At 71.3% G+C, this 17,817-nt stretch carries 18 protein-coding genes and 2 tRNA genes; 3 read left to right on the top strand and 17 right to left on the bottom strand.

Annotated elements, in window-relative coordinates; translation table 11 throughout:
* Positions 1-53: 53 nt before the first annotated feature.
* A tRNA-Ala gene (locus tag ACSU6L_RS24665) sits at positions 54-126 on the bottom strand.
* Positions 127-247: 121 nt separating this feature from the next.
* Here ACSU6L_RS24665 and ACSU6L_RS24660 point away from each other — a divergent pair.
* Positions 248-1,447: a glycosyltransferase 87 family protein gene (locus tag ACSU6L_RS24660; RefSeq protein ID WP_437060110.1), complete on the top strand. Its 1,200-nt coding sequence runs from the start codon at positions 248-250 to the stop codon at positions 1,445-1,447.
* Here the strand turns inward: ACSU6L_RS24660 and ACSU6L_RS24655 are convergent.
* The 9 genes from ACSU6L_RS24655 to ACSU6L_RS24615 all read right to left on the bottom strand — a co-directional run bounded on the left by ACSU6L_RS24655 (position 1,416) and on the right by ACSU6L_RS24615 (position 6,255).
* Positions 1,416-1,649 (bottom strand): hypothetical protein, encoded by a 234-nt coding sequence (locus tag ACSU6L_RS24655; RefSeq protein ID WP_003976229.1) that lies wholly within the window; start codon positions 1,647-1,649, stop codon positions 1,416-1,418. The genes ACSU6L_RS24660 and ACSU6L_RS24655 overlap by 32 nt on opposite strands.
* Positions 1,650-1,652: 3 nt before the next feature.
* A complete protein-coding gene (locus tag ACSU6L_RS24650; RefSeq protein WP_107468491.1) occupies positions 1,653-1,829 on the bottom strand; it encodes a hypothetical protein in 177 nt (58 codons plus the stop codon).
* Positions 1,830-2,034: 205 nt separating this feature from the next.
* Positions 2,035-2,107 (bottom strand) — tRNA-Ala (locus ACSU6L_RS24645).
* Between the two features lie 83 nt (positions 2,108-2,190).
* Positions 2,191-2,868, bottom strand: a complete 678-nt coding sequence (locus ACSU6L_RS24640; RefSeq protein WP_073938553.1) for a histidine phosphatase family protein — start codon at positions 2,866-2,868, stop codon at positions 2,191-2,193.
* Positions 2,859-3,305, bottom strand: a complete 447-nt coding sequence (rsfS, locus tag ACSU6L_RS24635) for a ribosome silencing factor (RefSeq protein ID WP_073938551.1) — start codon at positions 3,303-3,305, stop codon at positions 2,859-2,861. Before rsfS ends, ACSU6L_RS24640 begins: the two co-directional genes overlap by 10 nt.
* 90 nt (positions 3,306-3,395) lie before the next feature.
* Complete coding sequence (locus tag ACSU6L_RS24630; RefSeq protein ID WP_437060106.1) at positions 3,396-5,108, bottom strand: LCP family protein; 1,713 nt, start codon at positions 5,106-5,108, stop codon at positions 3,396-3,398.
* Positions 5,109-5,124: 16 nt separating this feature from the next.
* A complete protein-coding gene (gene nadD / locus ACSU6L_RS24625) occupies positions 5,125-5,772 on the bottom strand; it encodes a nicotinate-nucleotide adenylyltransferase (RefSeq protein ID WP_073938547.1) in 648 nt (215 codons plus the stop codon).
* A 58-nt stretch (positions 5,773-5,830) separates the two neighbouring features.
* The gene (locus ACSU6L_RS24620) at positions 5,831-5,995 is read right to left on the bottom strand and encodes a hypothetical protein (RefSeq protein WP_198948399.1); all 165 of its coding nucleotides are present in this window, start codon (positions 5,993-5,995) and stop codon (positions 5,831-5,833) included.
* Between the two features lie 110 nt (positions 5,996-6,105).
* Positions 6,106-6,255: a hypothetical protein gene (locus ACSU6L_RS24615; protein WP_198948398.1), complete on the bottom strand. Its 150-nt coding sequence runs from the start codon at positions 6,253-6,255 to the stop codon at positions 6,106-6,108.
* Between the two features lie 188 nt (positions 6,256-6,443).
* On the opposite strand from ACSU6L_RS24615, the gene ACSU6L_RS24610 reads away from it, so the two are divergent.
* Positions 6,444-7,556, top strand: coding sequence for a M48 family metallopeptidase (locus ACSU6L_RS24610; RefSeq protein WP_437060103.1), 1,113 nt, complete (start codon positions 6,444-6,446; stop codon positions 7,554-7,556).
* Positions 7,557-7,613: 57 nt separating this feature from the next.
* On the opposite strand, the gene ACSU6L_RS24605 is transcribed toward ACSU6L_RS24610, so the two are convergent.
* The 5 genes from ACSU6L_RS24605 to proB form a co-directional block, all read right to left on the bottom strand.
* Positions 7,614-8,690, bottom strand: coding sequence for a hypothetical protein (locus ACSU6L_RS24605; protein WP_437060101.1), 1,077 nt, complete (start codon positions 8,688-8,690; stop codon positions 7,614-7,616).
* A 111-nt stretch (positions 8,691-8,801) separates the two neighbouring features.
* Complete coding sequence (locus tag ACSU6L_RS24600; protein WP_437060099.1) at positions 8,802-9,404, bottom strand: hypothetical protein; 603 nt, start codon at positions 9,402-9,404, stop codon at positions 8,802-8,804.
* Positions 9,405-9,466: 62 nt separating this feature from the next.
* Positions 9,467-10,753, bottom strand: a complete 1,287-nt coding sequence (locus ACSU6L_RS24595) for a glutamate-5-semialdehyde dehydrogenase (RefSeq protein ID WP_437060097.1) — start codon at positions 10,751-10,753, stop codon at positions 9,467-9,469.
* Between the two features lie 61 nt (positions 10,754-10,814).
* The gene (locus ACSU6L_RS24590; protein ID WP_073938951.1) at positions 10,815-11,285 is read right to left on the bottom strand and encodes a hypothetical protein; all 471 of its coding nucleotides are present in this window, start codon (positions 11,283-11,285) and stop codon (positions 10,815-10,817) included.
* A 174-nt stretch (positions 11,286-11,459) separates the two neighbouring features.
* The gene (proB, locus tag ACSU6L_RS24585; protein ID WP_437065038.1) at positions 11,460-12,566 is read right to left on the bottom strand and encodes a glutamate 5-kinase; all 1,107 of its coding nucleotides are present in this window, start codon (positions 12,564-12,566) and stop codon (positions 11,460-11,462) included.
* 249 nt (positions 12,567-12,815) lie between these two features.
* On the opposite strand from proB, the gene ACSU6L_RS24580 reads away from it, so the two are divergent.
* Positions 12,816-14,243, top strand: a complete 1,428-nt coding sequence (locus tag ACSU6L_RS24580; RefSeq protein ID WP_437060095.1) for a polysaccharide pyruvyl transferase family protein — start codon at positions 12,816-12,818, stop codon at positions 14,241-14,243.
* Between the two features lie 58 nt (positions 14,244-14,301).
* On the opposite strand, the gene ACSU6L_RS24575 is transcribed toward ACSU6L_RS24580, so the two are convergent.
* A complete protein-coding gene (locus ACSU6L_RS24575) occupies positions 14,302-15,516 on the bottom strand; it encodes a glycosyltransferase family 2 protein (protein ID WP_437060093.1) in 1,215 nt (404 codons plus the stop codon).
* Between the two features lie 197 nt (positions 15,517-15,713).
* Entirely contained in the window at positions 15,714-17,780 is a 2,067-nt protein-coding gene (locus ACSU6L_RS24570) for a hypothetical protein (RefSeq protein WP_437065036.1), read from the bottom strand.
* Positions 17,781-17,817: the final 37 nt, after the last annotated feature.

Genomic DNA, 17,817 nt, shown 5'->3' with positions numbered 1-17,817 from the left:
GGGATACACGAAAAGATCCCGCCGGATCATTTCCGATCCGGCGGGATCTGCTGTGGAGCTAAGGAGAATTGAACTCCTGACCTCCTGCATGCCATGCAGGCGCTCTACCAACTGAGCTATAGCCCCTTGCGGTGTGTCGTCCGTCTCGGTTTTCCTTGCGGTCTTCCCTCGCGGCGACACAGAGAACATTACACGGTCCACCCGGTGGAACACCAAATCGTTTCCGTTCTGCCCGGATACGGGCGCTATGGTCGGGCCGGTGACCGTGATCGCGTTCTCCGGAGTCCACCGCCGCGTGCCGACCGCCCTCGGGGTGTGCCTCTTCTCCTTCGCCGCGTTCTGGGTCGCACAGCGGGCCGCGCAGGTGTCGATGATCGACCTGATGGTGTACCGCGCGGAGGGCGCGACCGTCCGCGCGGGCGGCGATCTGTACGCCCTGCGGACGACCGCCGCTCGACTGCCCACCACCTATCCGCCCTTCGCGGCCCTGCTGTTCACCCCGCTGACGCTGCCGGACACCGAGAGCCTGCGCGTCCTGGCGACCGCGGGGAACCTGCTCCTATTGGTCGCCTTCGTCCGGCTGTCGCTGCGGCTCGTCGGGCACACCCGCGCGGAGACCGTCTGGTGGGTCGCGGCGGCGGCCGTGTGGTGCGAGCCGGTGTGGACGACACTGCGGTACGGCCAGATCAACCTGCTGCTGGCCGTGCTGGTGCTGTGGGACCTCACCCGCCGGCCCGGGGACCGCCTGGCCGGGCTCGGCATCGGCCTGGCGGCGGCGGTGAAACTGACGCCCGCTCTGTTCGCGGTGTTCCTGCTCGCCACCGGCCTCGTCGCCCGCCGCACGAGGGGCACCGGCGCTCCCTGGCTGCGGCCCGCGCGCCGGGCGGCGGCCGCGTTCGCCGGCGTGACCCTGCTCACGGCGGCCGTCCTGCCGTACGACTCCTGGCGGTTCTGGAGCTGCATGGTGTTCCGCGCGGGGCGGGTCGGGCACGCCGAGGAGACCGCGAACCAGGCGCTGCGCGGCGTCCTGGCCCGACTGCTCCACACCCCGGACCCCGGGGCCGCGTGGGTCGTCGCAGCGGCGCTCACGGCCGTCGCCGGGCTGGCCGTGGCGGTCGCGGCGGAGTTGCGCGGGCAACGGGCGTGGGCCGTGCTCGGGTGCGCGGTGACGGCGCTGCTGATCAGCCCGGTGTCGTGGTCGCACCACTGGGTCTGGTGCGTGCCCTTGGTGCTGCTGCTCGCCGCGCGGGGACACCGCATGACCGCCGCTGGCACCCTGCTGGTGTTCTGCTCGTACGCCCTGTGGTGGGTGCCACACGGCGACGGGCGGCCCGAATTGCGCCAGAGCGCCGCCGAGTTGCCGCTCTCCGGCCTCTACGCGGCGGCCGGCTGCGCGTTCCTGCTGTGCGCGGCGCTCACGCGGTCACGAACGAGTAGAAGCGCTTGAGAGTGCAGTGCTCCTCCAGCAGACGGCCGTAGATCGGCTCGCCCTCCAGTTCGCGGTACGTCTCGATCGGGTCGCCTTTTATGATCAGCGCCCGCGCGCATTCCTCGCACCAGTACTGGTAGTCGGGGTTCACCGGTTCCATGTCGCGGACGATCGGCGTGCCGCTGCCGCACCAGTCGCACTTCCGCCTGTGTGCACCCATCGATCAGCTCCAGCTGTGGCCGCAGGCCGTGCACACGTAGGAGATTCCGCCGTTGTCACCGAGGACTTGGGCCACGTGCGCGGAACCGCAGGAAGGGCAGCTGAGCCGGGTGGCCGTGTTCCGTGTCAACGCTGCTTCGCCGAGGAGGTGGCCGACCTCCTCGAGGATGCTCGAAGGCATCGCTACTCCCTCCCGTCGGGCCGCGCCCCCTTCCGGCCGTTTGATTCTGCCACGACCGGACCGACACGGTCAGCGACGCCGTGGTACCAGTCCGGACACGGCACCCTCCGACGCGCCTCCGAAGAGGTATACGCCTCTCGGGCCGCCTTCACTCAACGGCAGAGACGAAAAATCCCGTCCCCCTGTGGGGGACGGGATTCAACCGTGGAGCTAAGGAGAATTGAACTCCTGACCTCCTGCATGCCATGCAGGCGCTCTACCAACTGAGCTATAGCCCCATCTGTTCTCCCCGCTCGGCGGGCGAACAAGAAGAACTTTAGCCTGCGACCTGCCGGAAAGTGAAATCCGGGTCCCCGGGCCGTCAGTCGTCGTCGCCGAGCACCGGTTCCGGCAGGGTGCCGGCGTTGTGCTCCAGCAGCCGCCAGCCGCGGGCGCCCTCGCCGAGGACGGACCAGCAGCAGTTGGACAGGCCGCCCAGGCTCTCCCAGTGGTGGGCCTCCAGGCCGAGCAGCCGGCCGATGGTGGTGCGGATGGTGCCGCCGTGGCTGACCACGACGAGCGTGCCGTCCTCGGGCAGCTTCTCGGCGTGCCGCAGCACCACGGGGGCGGCGCGGTCGGCGACCTCGGTCTCCAGTTCGCCGCCGCCGCGGCGCACCGCCTCGCCGCGCTTCCAGGCGGCGTACTCCTCGCCGTACCGGGCGATGATCTCGTCGTGCGTCAGGCCCTGCCAGACACCCGCGTAGGTCTCGCGCAGCCCCTCGTCGTGGGCCACCTCGAGGCCGGTGAGCGTGGCCAGCTCGGCGGCGGTGTTCGCGGCCCGCCGCAGGTCGGACGCGACGATCGCGTCGGGCCGCAGCGAGGCCAGCAGCCGGGCGGAACGGCGCGCCTGGGCGACGCCGGTCTCGGTCAGCTCGACGTCCGTGGTGCCCTGGAAGCGGCGCTCCACGTTCCACGAGGTCTGCCCGTGCCGCCACAGGATGACGCGGCGGCCCCGGCCCTGCTTCCCGGCGGTCACCTCACCGGTGGCGGTCACCGCCACTCACCGTCCAGCTCGGCGGCCTCCTCGGCGGCCTGGAGCTTGGCGTGCTCCTCCGCCTTGCCGCGGGTGGCCTTGGCGTCGGCGGGCAGCTCCAGCTCGGGGCAGTCCTTCCACAGCCGCTCCAGGGCGTAGAAGACGCGCTCCTCGCTGTGCTGGACGTGGACGACGATGTCGACGTAGTCGAGCAGGATCCAGCGGGAGTCGCGGTCCCCCTCGCGGCGCACCGGCTTGGCGCCGAGTTCCTTCAGGAGCCGTTCCTCGATCTCGTCGACGATCGACTTGACCTGGCGGTCGTTGGGGGCGGACGCCAGCAGGAAGGCGTCCGTGATCGACAGGACGTCGCTCACGTCGTAGGCGATGACGTCGTGGGCGAGCTTGTCGGCGGCCGCCTGGGCGGCGGTGGTGATGAGCTCGAGAGAGCGGTCGGTCGCGGTCACTACAAGGCTTTCCGTCGGCGGTCGTTTGCCTTCCAGGGTCTCACGGACCGCCGACGGGGCCCCACGCCATTACGCGGGGCCCGCGCGCGGCTACGGCCGGTAGTCCTGGCCGAGGACGACCGACACGTCCGCGTTGGACGACACCTCGCCCTTGGTGACGGCGCTCGCGGGCAGGCCGAGGGTCTTGGCGACCTCGGTGGCGTCCTGCTTGTCGGCGGTCTCGGCGTAGGTGACCTCGGAGGTGGCTTCGGCGCCGCTCGTCGTGCCGCCTTCGAGGAAGGTGAAGCCGCCGTTGAGGAGGACCACGCGGGCCTTCTCGGTGTTGTCCTTCACGCCGGTGGCGTTGCGCACCGAGACGCGGACGGCCGCGCCCTGGTCGGGGCTCTTCGCGGTGCCGCCCAGGACGTCCTTGACCACGCTGTCGCTTGCCTCGGCGGTCAGTGTGCCGTCGCCCTGGACGGGCAGCATCGCGGTCTTGTGGTCGCCGCTCTTGGCGAGGTCGGACAGGGCGGCGAGGAAGGCGCCGAGGTCCTTGTCGGTGAGCGGCGGCTCGATGATCATGCCGAGGGTCTGCACGGTGACGGTCGCGCCCTCGGTGTCCGAGGTCAGCTTGCGCAGCACGCCGTGCATGACCTGGCCGAACCGCTCCAGCTGGGCGTTCTGGGCCTCGCCGGGGGCGCGGTAGGTGGCGTAGGCGACGGCCATCTTGCCGCTGAGGGTCTGCTTCTGGCCCTTGTTGACCAGCGGCGACTGGCCCTTCTTCTCGGCGTCCGGGTCGGGCACGTCGGTGTCGGTGTCGATCTCGATGTTGCCGACGAGGTCGACGAGGTTCTGCAGGTAGGGGGTGTCGAGCCGCCAGGTGCCCTGGATGGAGGTACCGAGGACGGTGTCCAGGGCCTCGCGGGTGCCGGAGGAGCCGTCGTCGTCGACGGACTTGGCGAGGGTGGTGGTGGAGCCGTCGTCGCCGGTCAGGGCGAGGGAGTTGGGCAGCAGGACGGTGGTGCCCTGCTTCGTGGTGGTGTTGTCGACCAGCAGGGCGGTGGAGGTGTCGCCCTTCTTCGTGTCGTGCAGGTGGACGACGATCACGTCGCGCTTCTGGGCGCCGCCGGCCGCCGTGGTGCCGGTCTTGTCGTCGGAGGAGGACAGGCCGGGCAGCTTCCCGGCGTACCAGAGGTAGCCGACGCCGCCGACGGCGACCAGGGCGAGGACGACGACCAGGGCGATGAGCCGGCTGCGGGCCCGGCGCCGGGCCTCCTCGCGGCGCTCGGTGCGGTTCTCGGTGAACGCCAGCCAGTCGATGACGTCCTCGGAGTCGCCGTCGGGCTCCTCGACGAACGAGAACTGCTCGGTGCGGTAGTCGCGGTCGTCGTCCCGCGCGGGGGCGGCCGGGACGTCCCGTTCGTCGCCCGGTCCGGTCTGCTGCGGGATGTAGGCGGTCTGCTCGGCGACCCGGGGTTGCGGGGCGGCGGCCTGCTGCCCGTAGGGGGCGTAGGCGTCGTAGGAGTCGTAGGAGTCGTACGACGCGGGGGTGGCGGGCTGCTGGCCGGTCCCGTAGGGGTCGTACGGCGGGACGGGCTGCTGCCCGCCCGTGGCGTACGGGTCGTAGCCGTACCCCTGCTGCGGCGCCTGCTGCTGCGCGTAGGCGTCGTACTGCTGGTGGGACGGCTGATGGGACGGCTGATGTGGCGGCTGCTGCTGCGGCACCTGCCGGTAGACAGGGCGGCCGTACTCGTCGTAGCCGACGAGCTCGTACGGGTCACCCCCGTACTCGCCCCCGTGGCCCGTGTCGTATCGGTCGTTCACCGGTGCCCCTCTCGGCTCACTCGCCGCGGTACAACTCGCGCTTGGTGATGTAGCGCACGACTCCGTCCGGCACCAGATACCAGATGGGGTCGCCCTTGGCGACTCGCGCACGGCAGTCCGTGGACGAGATGGCGAGGGCGGGCACCTCGACGAGCGAGACGATGCCCTCGGGGAGTCCGGGGTCGTTGAGGTGGTGGCCCGGGCGGGTGACCCCGATGAAGTGCGCCAGGGAGAACAGCTCCTCCGTGTCCCGCCAGGTGAGGATCTGGGCGAGGGCGTCGGCGCCGGTGATGAAGAACAGGTCCGTGTCGGGGTTGAGCGCGCGCAGGTCGCGCAGGGTGTCGACGGTGTAGGTGGGACCGCCGCGGTCGATGTCGATGCGGCTGACGGAGAACTGGGGATTCTCCGCGGTCGCGATGACCGTCATCAGGTAGCGGTCCTCGGCAGGGGAGACGGTGCGGTGGCTCTTCTGCCACGGCTGGCCGGTCGGCACGAAGACGACCTCGTCCAGGTGGAACGCCGCGGCGACCTCGCTCGCGGCCACCAGGTGACCGTGGTGGATCGGGTCGAACGTTCCGCCCATGACGCCGAGACGGCGCTTGCCGCCGCTCGTGTCCCGTGGCGTCTCGTTCACCGGACCGGTAGGCATGTCCTGCTCTCCCATGCGTGCAGACCCTACCGGCCCGGTCTGTGGACTCCGACGGCCGGAGTCGTCCCGGAGGTCAGCGGTCGCGGTTGAAGCGGGTGGTCACCCACAGCAGCAGCATCAGCACGATGAACGCGCCGCCGCCGGTGACCAGCGGGTTGAGGCTGTTGTGGTTGCCGCCGTGCTCCCCGCCCTCGGAGGCGAGAGTGACCAGCTGGGCGGCGGTGGTGTGCAGGCTCATCTTCGTCAGGACCTATCGCGTGTGGGCGGGATAAAGACGTCGGCCCATCGTATGCGGGCGACTCCGCGGCGATCACCCCGACTCCGCCCTCGGGCAACCTTCCCGCGCGATCAGTCGTCCTTCCGCCTGTAACCCCGGAGCAGGAGCCAGGCGGTCAGCACACAGCCGACCACCATCACGATCAGGAGGATGCGCAGGAAGTTCCCGGCGCCCTCCTGCTCGGCGGCCATGAGCCAGGCGGACGCGGCGTTGTACTCCATGACGTGGTACTCCTTCGCTGTGCTGCCCGTCCACGGTATCTCCGCCAGGCTCTGCCGTTCTCAGACCCCGCGACGCCGGGTTGATCCGGACGGGAGGGCCTAGGCTGGGCCCTGCCTCGGGGACACGGACGGCAAGCGGTCCGGGCGCGCGGTCCGGACCCGGTACACCGACGCACCTGGGGGACCCGATGTCCTACGACCATCCGCAGACCGGAGCCGAGCGTCCGCCCGGCAGGCGGCGCCAACGCTTCCCGGAGATCTCCTCGCGTGCGTACGAGCACCCGGCCGACCGGTCGGCCCTGGTGGCCCTGCGCCGGCTGAGCGGCTTCGACACCGTCTTCAAGGTGCTCAGCGGGCTGCTGCCCGAGCGGAGCCTACGGCTGCTGTTCCTGTCCGACTCGGTGCGGGTCTCGGACCGGCAGTTCCCGCATCTGCACGCGATGCTGCTGGACGCCTGTTACGTCCTGGACCTGGAGAAGGTCCCGCCGCTGTACGTCCAGCAGGACCCGCAGCCGAACGCGATGTGCGTCGGCATGCACGAGCCGGTCATCGTGGTCTCCACCGGCCTGGTCGAGCTGCTCGACGAGGAGGAGATGCGGGCGGTGATCGGCCACGAGGTCGGCCACGCCCTGTCCGGTCACTCCGTGTACCGCACGATCCTGCTGTTCCTGACCGATCTCGCCCTGCGGGTGGCCTGGATCCCGCTCGGCAACGTCACGGTCATGGCGATCGTGACCGCGCTGCGCGAGTGGTTCCGCAAGTCGGAGCTGTCCGCCGACCGCGCGGGCCTGCTGGTCGGCCAGGACCTCCAGGCGTCGATGCGCGGCCTGATGAAGCTGGCGGGCGGCAACCATCTGCACGAGATGAACGTGGACGCGTTCCTGGAGCAGGCGGAGGAGTACGAGGCGGGCGGCGATCTGCGCGACTCGGTGCTGAAGATCCTCAACATGCTGCCCCGCTCCCACCCGTTCGCCACCGTCCGCGCGGCCGAGCTGAAGAAGTGGGCGGCCTCCCACGACTACCAGCGGATCATGGACGGCCACTACCCGAAGCGCGGCGAGGACAAGGACACCAAGGTCTCGGAGTCCCTGCGCGAGTCGGCGGCCCACTACGCCTCCGAGGTGCGCGAGTCCAAGGATCCGCTGATGAAGCTGGTCACGGACCTCGCCGGGGGCGCCGGGGAGCTGGGTGACCGGGTGCGGCGCGGCTTCGGCGGCTTCACGGGCGCGCAGCAGCGCAAGGACCGGTCTGACGGGCCCGACCGGCCTGACCGGCCTTCGGGCACGGACGAGCGGCCATAGACCCTAGACCCTGGGCCTTGGGCCCCCGACCTTCGGCGGGGCGCACCGCGCCGGGCGCTAGACCTTCGGCTGTGCGCTGTCCGCCAGCGTCCCGCACAGGGCGGTGGCGCCGTCGGAGGCGTACGGGTCAGTGCCGGCCGGGCCGCCCTCCTTGGCGGTCTGCCCCGAGAGCAGGGGGCGCAGCCAGCTGGTGGAGTCCTCGGCGCAGGACAGCGGCCCGGCCTGGGCGTGGGAGGCGACCACCTGGGTCTGGTGCAGGCGCAGGTCGTCCCGGTCGAAGCGGAAGTGCAGCTCGCGGCGGACGGTGAACAGCGAGGCCTCGGCCTCGGCGTCGGCCCCGGCTGGCCGCAGCGCGTACACGAAGGTGTGGTCGGCGGTGACCTCCAGGGTGGACGCGTCGGTCTCCTCGGCGTGCAGGCTGCCCTGGACGCGGATCCCGGGGTCGGCGAGTTCGGCGAGGGTGGGGTCGAAGCGGACCAGCCAGCCGGTGGGGGCGTGCCCGCCGTCGGCCGTCGGGTGGTCGAAGCTGCGGTCGAACTGGTCGAACTGGTCGGGGTCGAGGAGCATCCGCACGGGGCGGACCTGCCTGCCGGACAGCACCTCGGGGTAGAGCGAGGAGCGCACGACGTAGTCCTTGGCCGTGCCGAGGGCGCTGTGCACCTGGTCGTCGGAGAAGTGCGCGGTGCGCCGGGCGGCGGGCAGCGGGATGCCCTCGGCGCCGATGCGGAACTGTGCGGCGGGACTGGCGTCGTACAGCCGTTCGACATCGGAGGTGCCGGGGACGGAGCCCGGCGGGGCGAGCGGGATGACGGTCATCCGCACGGGTTCCACGGCCGGCGGGCGGGCGGTCCGCGTGGACGGGTAGGGGTTGCGGACGCCCATGTAGATCGCGGTGCCGAAGGCGACGGCGACCAGCAGGGCGAGGATCAGGAACTGCCGGGACAGCCCGCGGCGCACCGGGGGGCGGCGGCGCACGGCCGGCGCGTGGTCGGTGATCCGCTCCTGCGCGGAGTACTCCTGGAGACGGGCAGCGCGGACGAACGATTCGTCGAACACGACGGATCGGTACTCGTCCTCCGCACCGTTGGGGGCGCCGTCGGGTGTCCCCTCAGGTGGGTCTCCACGCCCGCCCATATCTTCAGGGTAGGTCTCCCGGCGCTCCGGTAAACGCCCCACCGCTGGACAACTTCTGACGACTGCTCACCAGGCCGGAAGCCGTCCGTACCGGCCGGTGGAGGCGTTCCGTCAGGGGGTGCGGGGCACCGCCGACACCGCAGGCCGGGAGTAGTCGGCGGAGGCCGACGGGCGGGCCGCGCCGCCCTGCTCCAGGCCGGTGGAGGCGGGCGGCGGCGGGACCTGCTCCTGGCGGTTCCCGGATGCGCCCCGGTAGACGGCGGCGAAGGCCAGCGCGACCATGCCGACGCCCATCACCAGGGCCAGCAGCCAGGCGACGGGGCGGCGCCAGCGGGCACGTCTGCCGAACGCGCCCGGTTCGGGGCCGTCGAGGACATCGCAGTCGTCCAGGGTGTCCAGGTCGGGATCATGGCCGAAAGGCCCCGGATCGCCGGTGCCGTATCGGTCGTCGTGCCGCTCGCCCCGGCCGTGGGCCCGGCGGGCGGCCTCCGCCTCGGAGGCCTCGGCTCTGGCCTGGGCGGCCGCCAGCAGGCGCTCCACGGCGGTCGGCTCGTGCACCGCGGCCGCTCGTACGAAGGCCTCGTCGAAGACCACGGAGGCGAACTCTTCGTCCGACACCCCGCGGTCGTGGTCGTCGTCGGGCTCCCAGCCGTCAGGGAACGGCGTGCCCCCCACGTCCTCCGGCACGGATCCAGAGTAGACCTGGGGGGTCATTTTGGGCAGACGGTATGGAAATTCCTCCGCGCGCTCGGATGAGCGCGCGGAGGTCGTGCGCCTCAGCGCCGGATGTGCCCGTCGCCGGTCACGACGTACTTGGTGCTGGTCAGCTCCGGCAGGCCCATCGGGCCGCGGGCGTGCAGCTTCTGCGTGGAGATGCCGATCTCGGCACCGAAACCGAACTGGCCGCCGTCGGTGAACCGGGTGGAGGCGTTCACGGCGACCGTCGTGGAGTCGACCAGCTGGGTGAAGCGGCGGGCCGCCTGCTGCGAGGTGGTCACGATGGCCTCGGTGTGGCCGGAGGTCCACAGCCGGATGTGCTCGACGGCCTTGTCGAGCGAGTCGACGACGGCGGCGGCGATGTCGTACGACAGGTACTCGGTCTCCCAGTCCTCCGGCGTGGCCTCGACGACCGTCGCCTCGGAGTCCTTGGCGTACGCCATCACCCGCTCGTCGGCGTGCACGGTGACCCCGGCCGCCGCGAGGGCGTCCAGGGCGCGGGGCAGGAACTCGCCGGCGATGTCCTGGTGGACCAGCAGGGTCTCGGCGGCGTTGCAGACACCGACCCGCTGGGTCTTGGAGTTGATCAGGATCTCGACGGCCATGTCGAGGTCGGCCGCCGCGTCGACGTAGACGTGGCAGTTGCCGGTGCCGGTCTCGATGACCGGGACGACGGACTCCTGGACGACCGCGTTGATCAGCGAGGCGCCGCCGCGCGGGATCAGCACGTCGACCAGGCCGCGGGCCCGCATCAGCTCGCGCACGCTGTCCCGGCTCTCGCCGGGCACCAGCTGGACGGCGTCGGCGGGCAGCCCGGCGCCGCCGACGGCGTCGCGCAGCACCCGGACGAGCGCGGTGTTCGACCGGTACGCGGAGGACGAGCCGCGCAGCAGGACGGCATTGCCGGACTTCAGGCACAGGGCGGCGGCGTCCACCGTGACGTTGGGCCGGCCCTCGTAGATGATCCCGACGACGCCGAGCGGCACCCGGATCTGGCGCAGGTCGATGCCGTTGGGCAGGGTGGAGCCGCGGACGACCTCGCCGACCGGGTCGGGCAGCGCGGCGACGTCCCGCACGTCGGAGGCGATCGCGCGAACGCGCTCCGGGGTGAGGGTGAGGCGGTCGATCATGCCCTCGCTCATGCCGGTCTCGCGGGCCTTGGCCACGTCCTGGGCGTTGGCCTCGACGATCTCTCCGGCCCGCACCTCGAGCGCGTCCGCGATGGCGAGCAGCGCGTCGTCCTTCACGGACCGCGGCAGCGGCGCGAGGTCGGCGGCGGCGGCCTTGGCACGGTAGGCGGCCTGGGTGACCGGGGACATCGAGTCGTACGGCGAGAGCGTGGTCATGAGGGAAGGGTAGTGCGCCTCAGGGGCGCGGCCACCGCCCGTTCCACACCCCGAGACGGGATCAAAAGGGGTGAACTCCGACAGGGCTCGCGGGCGGCGGTCCGTACCCCTCGGCGATCCGCTGGTGGTAGGTGGCCCGGTCGATGACCTCCAGGCCGACGATCTCCCAGGGCGGCAGGCCGGCGGTCTGCCGGTGCTCGCCCCACAGGCGCAGCGCCACGGCGGCCGCGTCGTGCAGGTCGCGGGCCTCCTCCCAGTAGCGGATCTCGGCGTGGTCGCACGCGTATCTGCTGGTCAGCAGGAAGGGGTGGTCATGGGCGAGCTGTTCCAGGGCGCGCCGCAGCTCCGGCAGCGGCGCGGCCTTGCCGGAGACGCTGAGGGTGACGTGCCACAGCCGGGGCAGGTCCGGGGGCTCCTCGCCCTCGAAGCGGTCGCCGGCCGCCACGCTGGCCAGCGGAGCCCGGTCCGCACCGGCCGCGCGGGAGCCGGCACCACCGCGGGACGCCGTCGCCCCAGGGCGTACTCGTCTCACGACGGCCTCCTTCACGCGTGCGGAACGGTGTCTTCGAGATGTGCCTTCGAGACAAAGTTGAGCAGGCCGCGAGAGCTCGCGTGGGACTTTTACGGAACGTCCACCGCCGAGAGCGGACGATTTACCGCAATCCGGATGGCCGCAGGGAGGTCTTCACGGTCCTTGCGGACGCCCTTACGGGTGGAGCAGCACCAGGTCGTCCCTGTGTACGACCTCGCGTTCGTACGCCGGACCGAGCTCCTGGGCCAGCTCCCGGGTGGAGCGTCCGATCAGCCGGGGGATCTCCTTGGCGTCGAAGTTGACGAGTCCCCGGGCCACCGCGTGTCCGGCGCCGTCCCGCAGCTCGACCGGGTCGCCCGCGCTGAACTCGCCCTCGACCGCGGCGATCCCGGCCGGCAGCAGCGACTTGCGGCGCTCCACGACGGCCCGCACCGCCCCGTCGTCCAGGGTGAGCGCGCCCTGCGGGGTGGAGGCGTGCTGGAGCCACAGCAGCCGGTCGGCGGAGCGCTTGCCGGTGGGGTGGAACCAGGTGCCGGTGTCCTGGCCGGTGAGGGCGTCCGCCGCGTGGACGGCGCTGGTCAGCACCACCGGGATGCCGGCCGCGGCGGCGATCCGGGCGGCCTCGACCTTGGTGACCATGCCCCCGGTGCCGACCCCGGCCTTGCCGCTGCTGCCGATCTCGACGCCGGCCAGGTCCTCGGGCCCCCGCACCTCCGCGATCCGCGAGGTGCCGGGCTTGCTGGGGTCGCCGTCGTAGACGCCGTCCACGTCGGAGAGCAGCACGAGCAGGTCGGCGTGGACGAGGTGGGCGACCAGGGCGGCGAGCCGGTCGTTGTCGCCGAAGCGGATCTCGTCGGTGGCGACCGTGTCGTTCTCGTTCACGATCGGGAATGCGCCCATCGCGAGCAGTTTGTCCAGCGTGCGGGAGGCGTTGCGGTGGTGGGCCCGGCGGCTCATGTCGTCCGAGGTCAGCAGCACCTGGCCGACGCGGACGCCGTAGCGGGCGAAGGAGGCGGTGTAGCGGGCGACCAGGAGGCCCTGGCCGACGCTGGCGGCGGCCTGCTGGCGGGCCAGGTCCTTGGGACGGCGGCGCAGGCCCAGCGGGGCGAGTCCCGCGGCGATGGCGCCGGAGGAGACCAGCACGATCTCCCGCTCGCCGCCGCTGCGCACCTTGGCCAGGACGTCGACGAGCGCGTCGACGCGGTCGGCGTCCAGTCCGCCCGAGGCGGTGGTCAGCGACGAGGAACCCACCTTGACGACGATCCTGCGGGCCTCGCGCACGGCCTGCCTTGCCCCTGCCACCTTGCTGTCAGTCCCCTCGCGTAGGTCCGGCTGCCCCGCCCGGCAATCTACGCGAAGCGGATCGCGCCCCGCGCATCGGTCCAGCAGACGGACCGCGCGACGGGGCACACGACGGGGCGGGACGGGCGGGGACATCGCGTAAGCGAACGGTCACGACTCGCGTACGACAAAAAGGTTGTACTGGTTGCTTATAGAATTCAACGACTCCGTAAACATAAGTTGACCAGCGTGCCAGTAGTAGATCACCACCATCCGCAGCGCCCCACGCGCATCCTTCTCCGTTCGGGGAAGAGCCCGTACGACGTCGTCTCCATCGAGGACGCCCTCCACCGGGACGTCATCGCGACCAACTCGGGCAACCTCATCTTCAGCGACGCCGCCCACAAGATCCTCGAAACCCCGGACACCGAGGTGGTCTCGAACGGCATCCGCTCCATCGCCGCGCAGGCGGGGCGCATCAACGAGGAGTACGACGTCTTCGTCGTCCCCCTCGCCAACGCCTTCCGGCCGTCCTTCGAGAAGCAGCTCCAGCGGCTCACCCGGCTGATCGGCAAGCTGAAGATCCCGGTGGTGGTGCTGGGCGTCGGCGCGCAGTCGGGGCTGAACTACAACACGGCACGCCTGAAGGGCATCGAGCCCGTCGTCCGGGAGTTCGTGTCGGCGGTGCTCGACCGCAGCGCGTCCATCGGGGTGCGCGGCGAGTTCACCGAGCAGTACCTGAAGGAGCTCGGATACCGGGACGTCGAGGTCATCGGCTGCCCCTCGCTGTTCATGAACGGCAGCGAGCTGGCCGTCCACAAGCGGGTGCCGGAGCTGACGCCCGACTCCCGCGTCGCGATCAACGGCTCGCACAGCGCGGTGAAGTCGCAGGGCCTGGACCGGGTGATCACCCGCACCCACGCCCGCTACCCCCACCTGCGCTTCATCGGGCAGAACCTCAGCGACGCCCGGCAACTGCACTGGCGGGACCTGTCCGACCCCAACGCGCTGGTGACGGCGATGCCCACGCATCCCGACCACCCGATGTACCGGGAGGACAAGGTCCGGGTCTACATCGACCCCGTCACCTGGATCGACGATCTGCGCGAGTTCGACTTCTCCTTCGGCTCCCGCATCCACGGCAACATCGCCGCACTGCTGGCGGGCACGCCGGCGACGGTGCTGTGCGCCGACTCGCGGACGCTGGAGCTGTGCCGGTACTTCGACATCCCGCACCGGCGGATCGACAAGCTGCCCGAGGACCTGGACCCGGCGACACTGTACGAGGAGGCCGACTTCGGGCCTCTGATGGCCGGTCACCGGGAACGCTTCGAGCGTTTCACGGCGTTCCTCACCCGCAACGGCCTGCGGAACACGTTCACCCACGGCGACGGCGGCGCTGCCTACGACAAGCGTCTCGCCGAGCTGTCCTTCCCGCCGGGCGTCCGCCCGTGGATCGACTCCGACCCGGCCTCGCTGGGCTCCCGCTTCGGCTGGCTGCAGGGCCGGATGGCGGAACTGTCCGCGGAGAACGCCCGGTTGAAGAAGGACCTGGCCCGCTCCGGCGCCAAGGCGACGGCGACCGGCTCCTCCGCCGCCCCCTCCTCCGTCTACCGCCGCGCCCGGCGGGCGGTGGGCCGCCCGCTGCGCCGCGCGCTGGGTTCGGGCCGGGGCTGACCGGTCACCGCGGCATGTGAGAGGGCCGGTCCCGGCAGGGGCCGGCCCTCGGTGCCGTTCAGGCCGCCGCGGGCCGCTTCCCGCCCGGGCGCCTCACTCCGCGGACGATCCGGCGGGCCTTGCGGACGGCGCGGCGGAAGAAGGTGGGCGCGGGCTCCCGGTAGCCCTCGAAGGCGCGGGCCTCGCGGGGCTCGGCGAGGTAGAGGGAGTCGGGGAGCCCGGCGGCGGCGTCACGGAAGTGCGGGTAGACCAGGTACAGGCGGCGGCCCTTGTTCTCCAGGACGGCAGGGGCCTGCTTCTTGGCCTTCAGGAAGTTCAGGACGTCCATCAGGAGGTCGGAACGGCCCTCGGCGACCAGGTGCAGCCGCAGCCGCTCCTCGACCTTGAGGCGGCGGGCGACGCCCTCCGTCCAGTACCCGTCCGTCAGCGGCTTGGCCAGCTCGAGCTTGTGCCGCCGTACCTCTTCGCCGTCCTTGAGGAACTTCGGCCCGAACTGCGGCAGCAGCGTGACCAGGAACGGCCGCACCATCAGCTGGTCACGCCGCTCGCCCGGCGGCAGGAAGTCCGCGATCAGCTTCATCAGGGCGCGGGCGGAGTCGAAGCGCCGGACGTAACCGCCGGTCTTCGTGACGTGCTTGCCGTCCTCACGGCCCACCAGGTAGTAGCAGGTGTAGTCGGCGATCACGGAGACGCCGTCGGCCCGCAGATACGCCTCCATGGTGAACAGCGCGTCCTCGCCGGTCCACAGCGACTCGTCGAACCGCATGCCGTGCCGCTCCAGGAACTCCCGGCGGAACAGCTTCTGCGCGCTGAGCGTGAACTTGATGTTGGACGAGAAGACGTCGGTACGGTCCAGCGTCCTGCCCCACATCGACTTCGGCGCGGTGCGGTTGACGCCCTCGACGCGGCCCAGCACCACGTCCGTCCCGTTGCGGTCGGCCATGGCGACCATGCGCTCCAGCGCCTCGGGGCCGAGCCGGTCGTCGGCGTCGAGGAAGAACACGTAGCGCCCGGCCGCCTTCCCGAGACCCACGTTGCGGGGGCCGCTGGGGCCGCCGGAGTTCTCCTGGCGGATCACCGTGACCGCCATGGGCGCGCGGGCGGCGAACTCCTCCAGACACTCCCCCGTGCCGTCGGTGGAGCCGTCGTCCACGGCGATGACCTCTAAACGGCCGGGGCCGATGGTCTGGGCTTCGACCGACGCGAGGCATTCGACCAGGTACGGCATGGCTTCGTACGCCCCGATGATCACGCTGACATCAGGCTGCGTCACGGCACATTTCCCCCTCGTCAACGGGAAATTTCTCCCGTATCTCCTTATTGGCTACCAGGAAGACGACTGATCAAAGGAAGCGGTTGTCTCACATGCCGTGGTGAGTGGCACACATCACAGTACGTCCGAGGCATGAAATGCGTTCGGCCCCCGAGGGGTGATCCCTCGGGGGCCGAACCGTCGTGGACCGGGCGGCCTCAGCCGGCCGTCACACCGTCGGTCTCGCCACTGGTCGCCACGCGCTGTCCGGGCAGCGACTCCTTCAGCGTCCGCGACTCCTGGCCGAGGTTGCGCGTCTCGGCCTTCAGGGCGAGGTTCGCCACCGCGGCGTTGAACTGGACGATCGACGCCGGCTCGGCCGGGCCGAGCAGGTACTCCTTCAGCTCCGCGCGGTCCTGCGCCAGCGGGTCGGCGGCCGGGTCGCGCACGGCGCCCAGCAGCTCGCCCAGCTCGGCCGCGCTGTTGGAGAGGATCACCGCGGCGCGCACCGCGGTGTTCTGCCGCTTGAACTCCTCCACGCCCAGCTCCCCGGAGTCCGTGACCGCGTACGGCTTGCCGCTCGCGATGAAGTCGGAGACCACGGACGAGATGTCGGAGACCATCGCGTCGGAGACGTTGAAGCAGTCGTACAGCCGCGGCTCGGCGCCGGTGATGACCCGGTGCTCCCAGGCCGGGAAGGACCGCCAGTAGGCGTCGTTCCACTCGGCCCGCAGCCGGGCGATCTCCTCGTGCCGGGCCGCGTCCACGAGCCCGTCGCGGGTGGCCTCGGCCTCGTCGCGCTTCTCGCCGCCCTTGCCGGTCAGCTCGGCGAGCCGGGCCTCGATCCGGGCCAGCTCGGCCTTCGCGGCGGCCTGCGCGGCGCTGTCCGCGGCGAACCGGGGGTCGGCGGCGCGCTCGGCGGCGGCCTTCTCGACCAGGGCGGCGATGCGCTGGTGGGCGGCCTTGGCGTCCTTGCTGACGGTGCCGGTGAACGGGTGCGGCTTGTAGAGGACGCGGACCGGCGGGTCGGCCGTGATCAGCCGGTTCACGATGTTCTCGCCGGCCAGCACGATCGAGGTGTTGCCGGGGTTGCCGTCCCAGCCCTCCCAGGTCGGCGCGTACAGCACGGTCGGGCAGCCCGCGTCGGCGGCCTCGCCGCGGGCTCCCCGCCAGGGCTGGATCGGCGCCAGCTGCGGGCGGCCGACCTCGACGATGTCCTCGTCGCGGACGCCGACGTCGGCGATGGCGTAGCGGTCGCGGCCCGCGCGCCCGGCGGTCCACACCTCGTCGTAGACCTTGCTGAACGGGTTGACGCTGGCGAGCTTGTCGCTGTCGCCGTGGCCGATGAAGACGTGCTTCATGGTGGGCACGCGCAGCATGTGGATGTTCTTGCCGACGTTCGCGGCGTACAGCGCGACCCGCACCGAGGACAGGTCCATGTTCATCAGGTGCACCCCTCCGGGCACGCAGATGACGGGGACCGTGGTGGGCGCCATCCGGTCCAGGATGGTGCGCTCGCGCAGGATGATCAGCGGCTTGGAGTCCAGGTTCTCCATGGTCTCCAGCCACATGTTGACCTGGTACGCCGAGTCCTTGGAGCCGGAGAAGTACAGCACCGTCTCCGGCCGGTACTCGCCCAGCCAGTCGTCGACGGCGGCCAGCACCGCGTCGGCGCGCGGCGGGATCTTCCGGCCACGCACGTACGGCGCGAGCACCAGGACGTAGCCGACGCCCAGGGCCATGGTGACGCCGATGCCGGCGAACCCCACGGCGGGCAGGTCGAGGGCCGCGGCGACCAGGACGCCGACGACGGCGGCGAGGTCGAGGTGGAGCATCTTCTCCGCGGAGCGGTGCAGCAGCTTGCGCGGCGGGGCGTCCGGGATGCGGATACGGGACTTCAGGTCGACGTTGCGGGTGGCGACCGGCATCCGGCGGCGGTTGCGGATGAGGGTGACCAGGGCGCCGTGCGGGGCCTGGAGGCCGTAGAAGGCGATGAAGCAGGCGACGGCGCCGTAGAAGATCAGGTCGTCCGAGAGGGACAGCCGGGCCAGCAGCAGGATGAGCAGCAGCTGCCGGATCAGGAAGCGGATCGACAGACCCGCGCGCACCTTGCTGAGGCGGTTGATCAGGTAGCTGCCCTTGCGGTGCAGATAGTGGTCCGCCAGGTACGTCACGGCGGCCACGGCCGCGAAGGCGGGAACGCTCGGGACGAGCGCGGCCAGCATGAGCGCCGGAAAGCCCAGCACCACGAAGACCGCCGCGGCCAGTTCGGCCGCGCTGCCCACCCGGGCGACGCGTATAGCGGTGGAAATCACGGAAAAA

Origin of the sequence: Streptomyces sp. enrichment culture, from assembly GCF_964272855.1 — a bacterium.
Lineage (GTDB): Bacteria > Actinomycetota > Actinomycetes > Streptomycetales > Streptomycetaceae > Streptomyces.
Note: the sequence above shows the minus strand (reverse complement) of the source record. Positions and strands in the feature narration are given on the sequence as shown.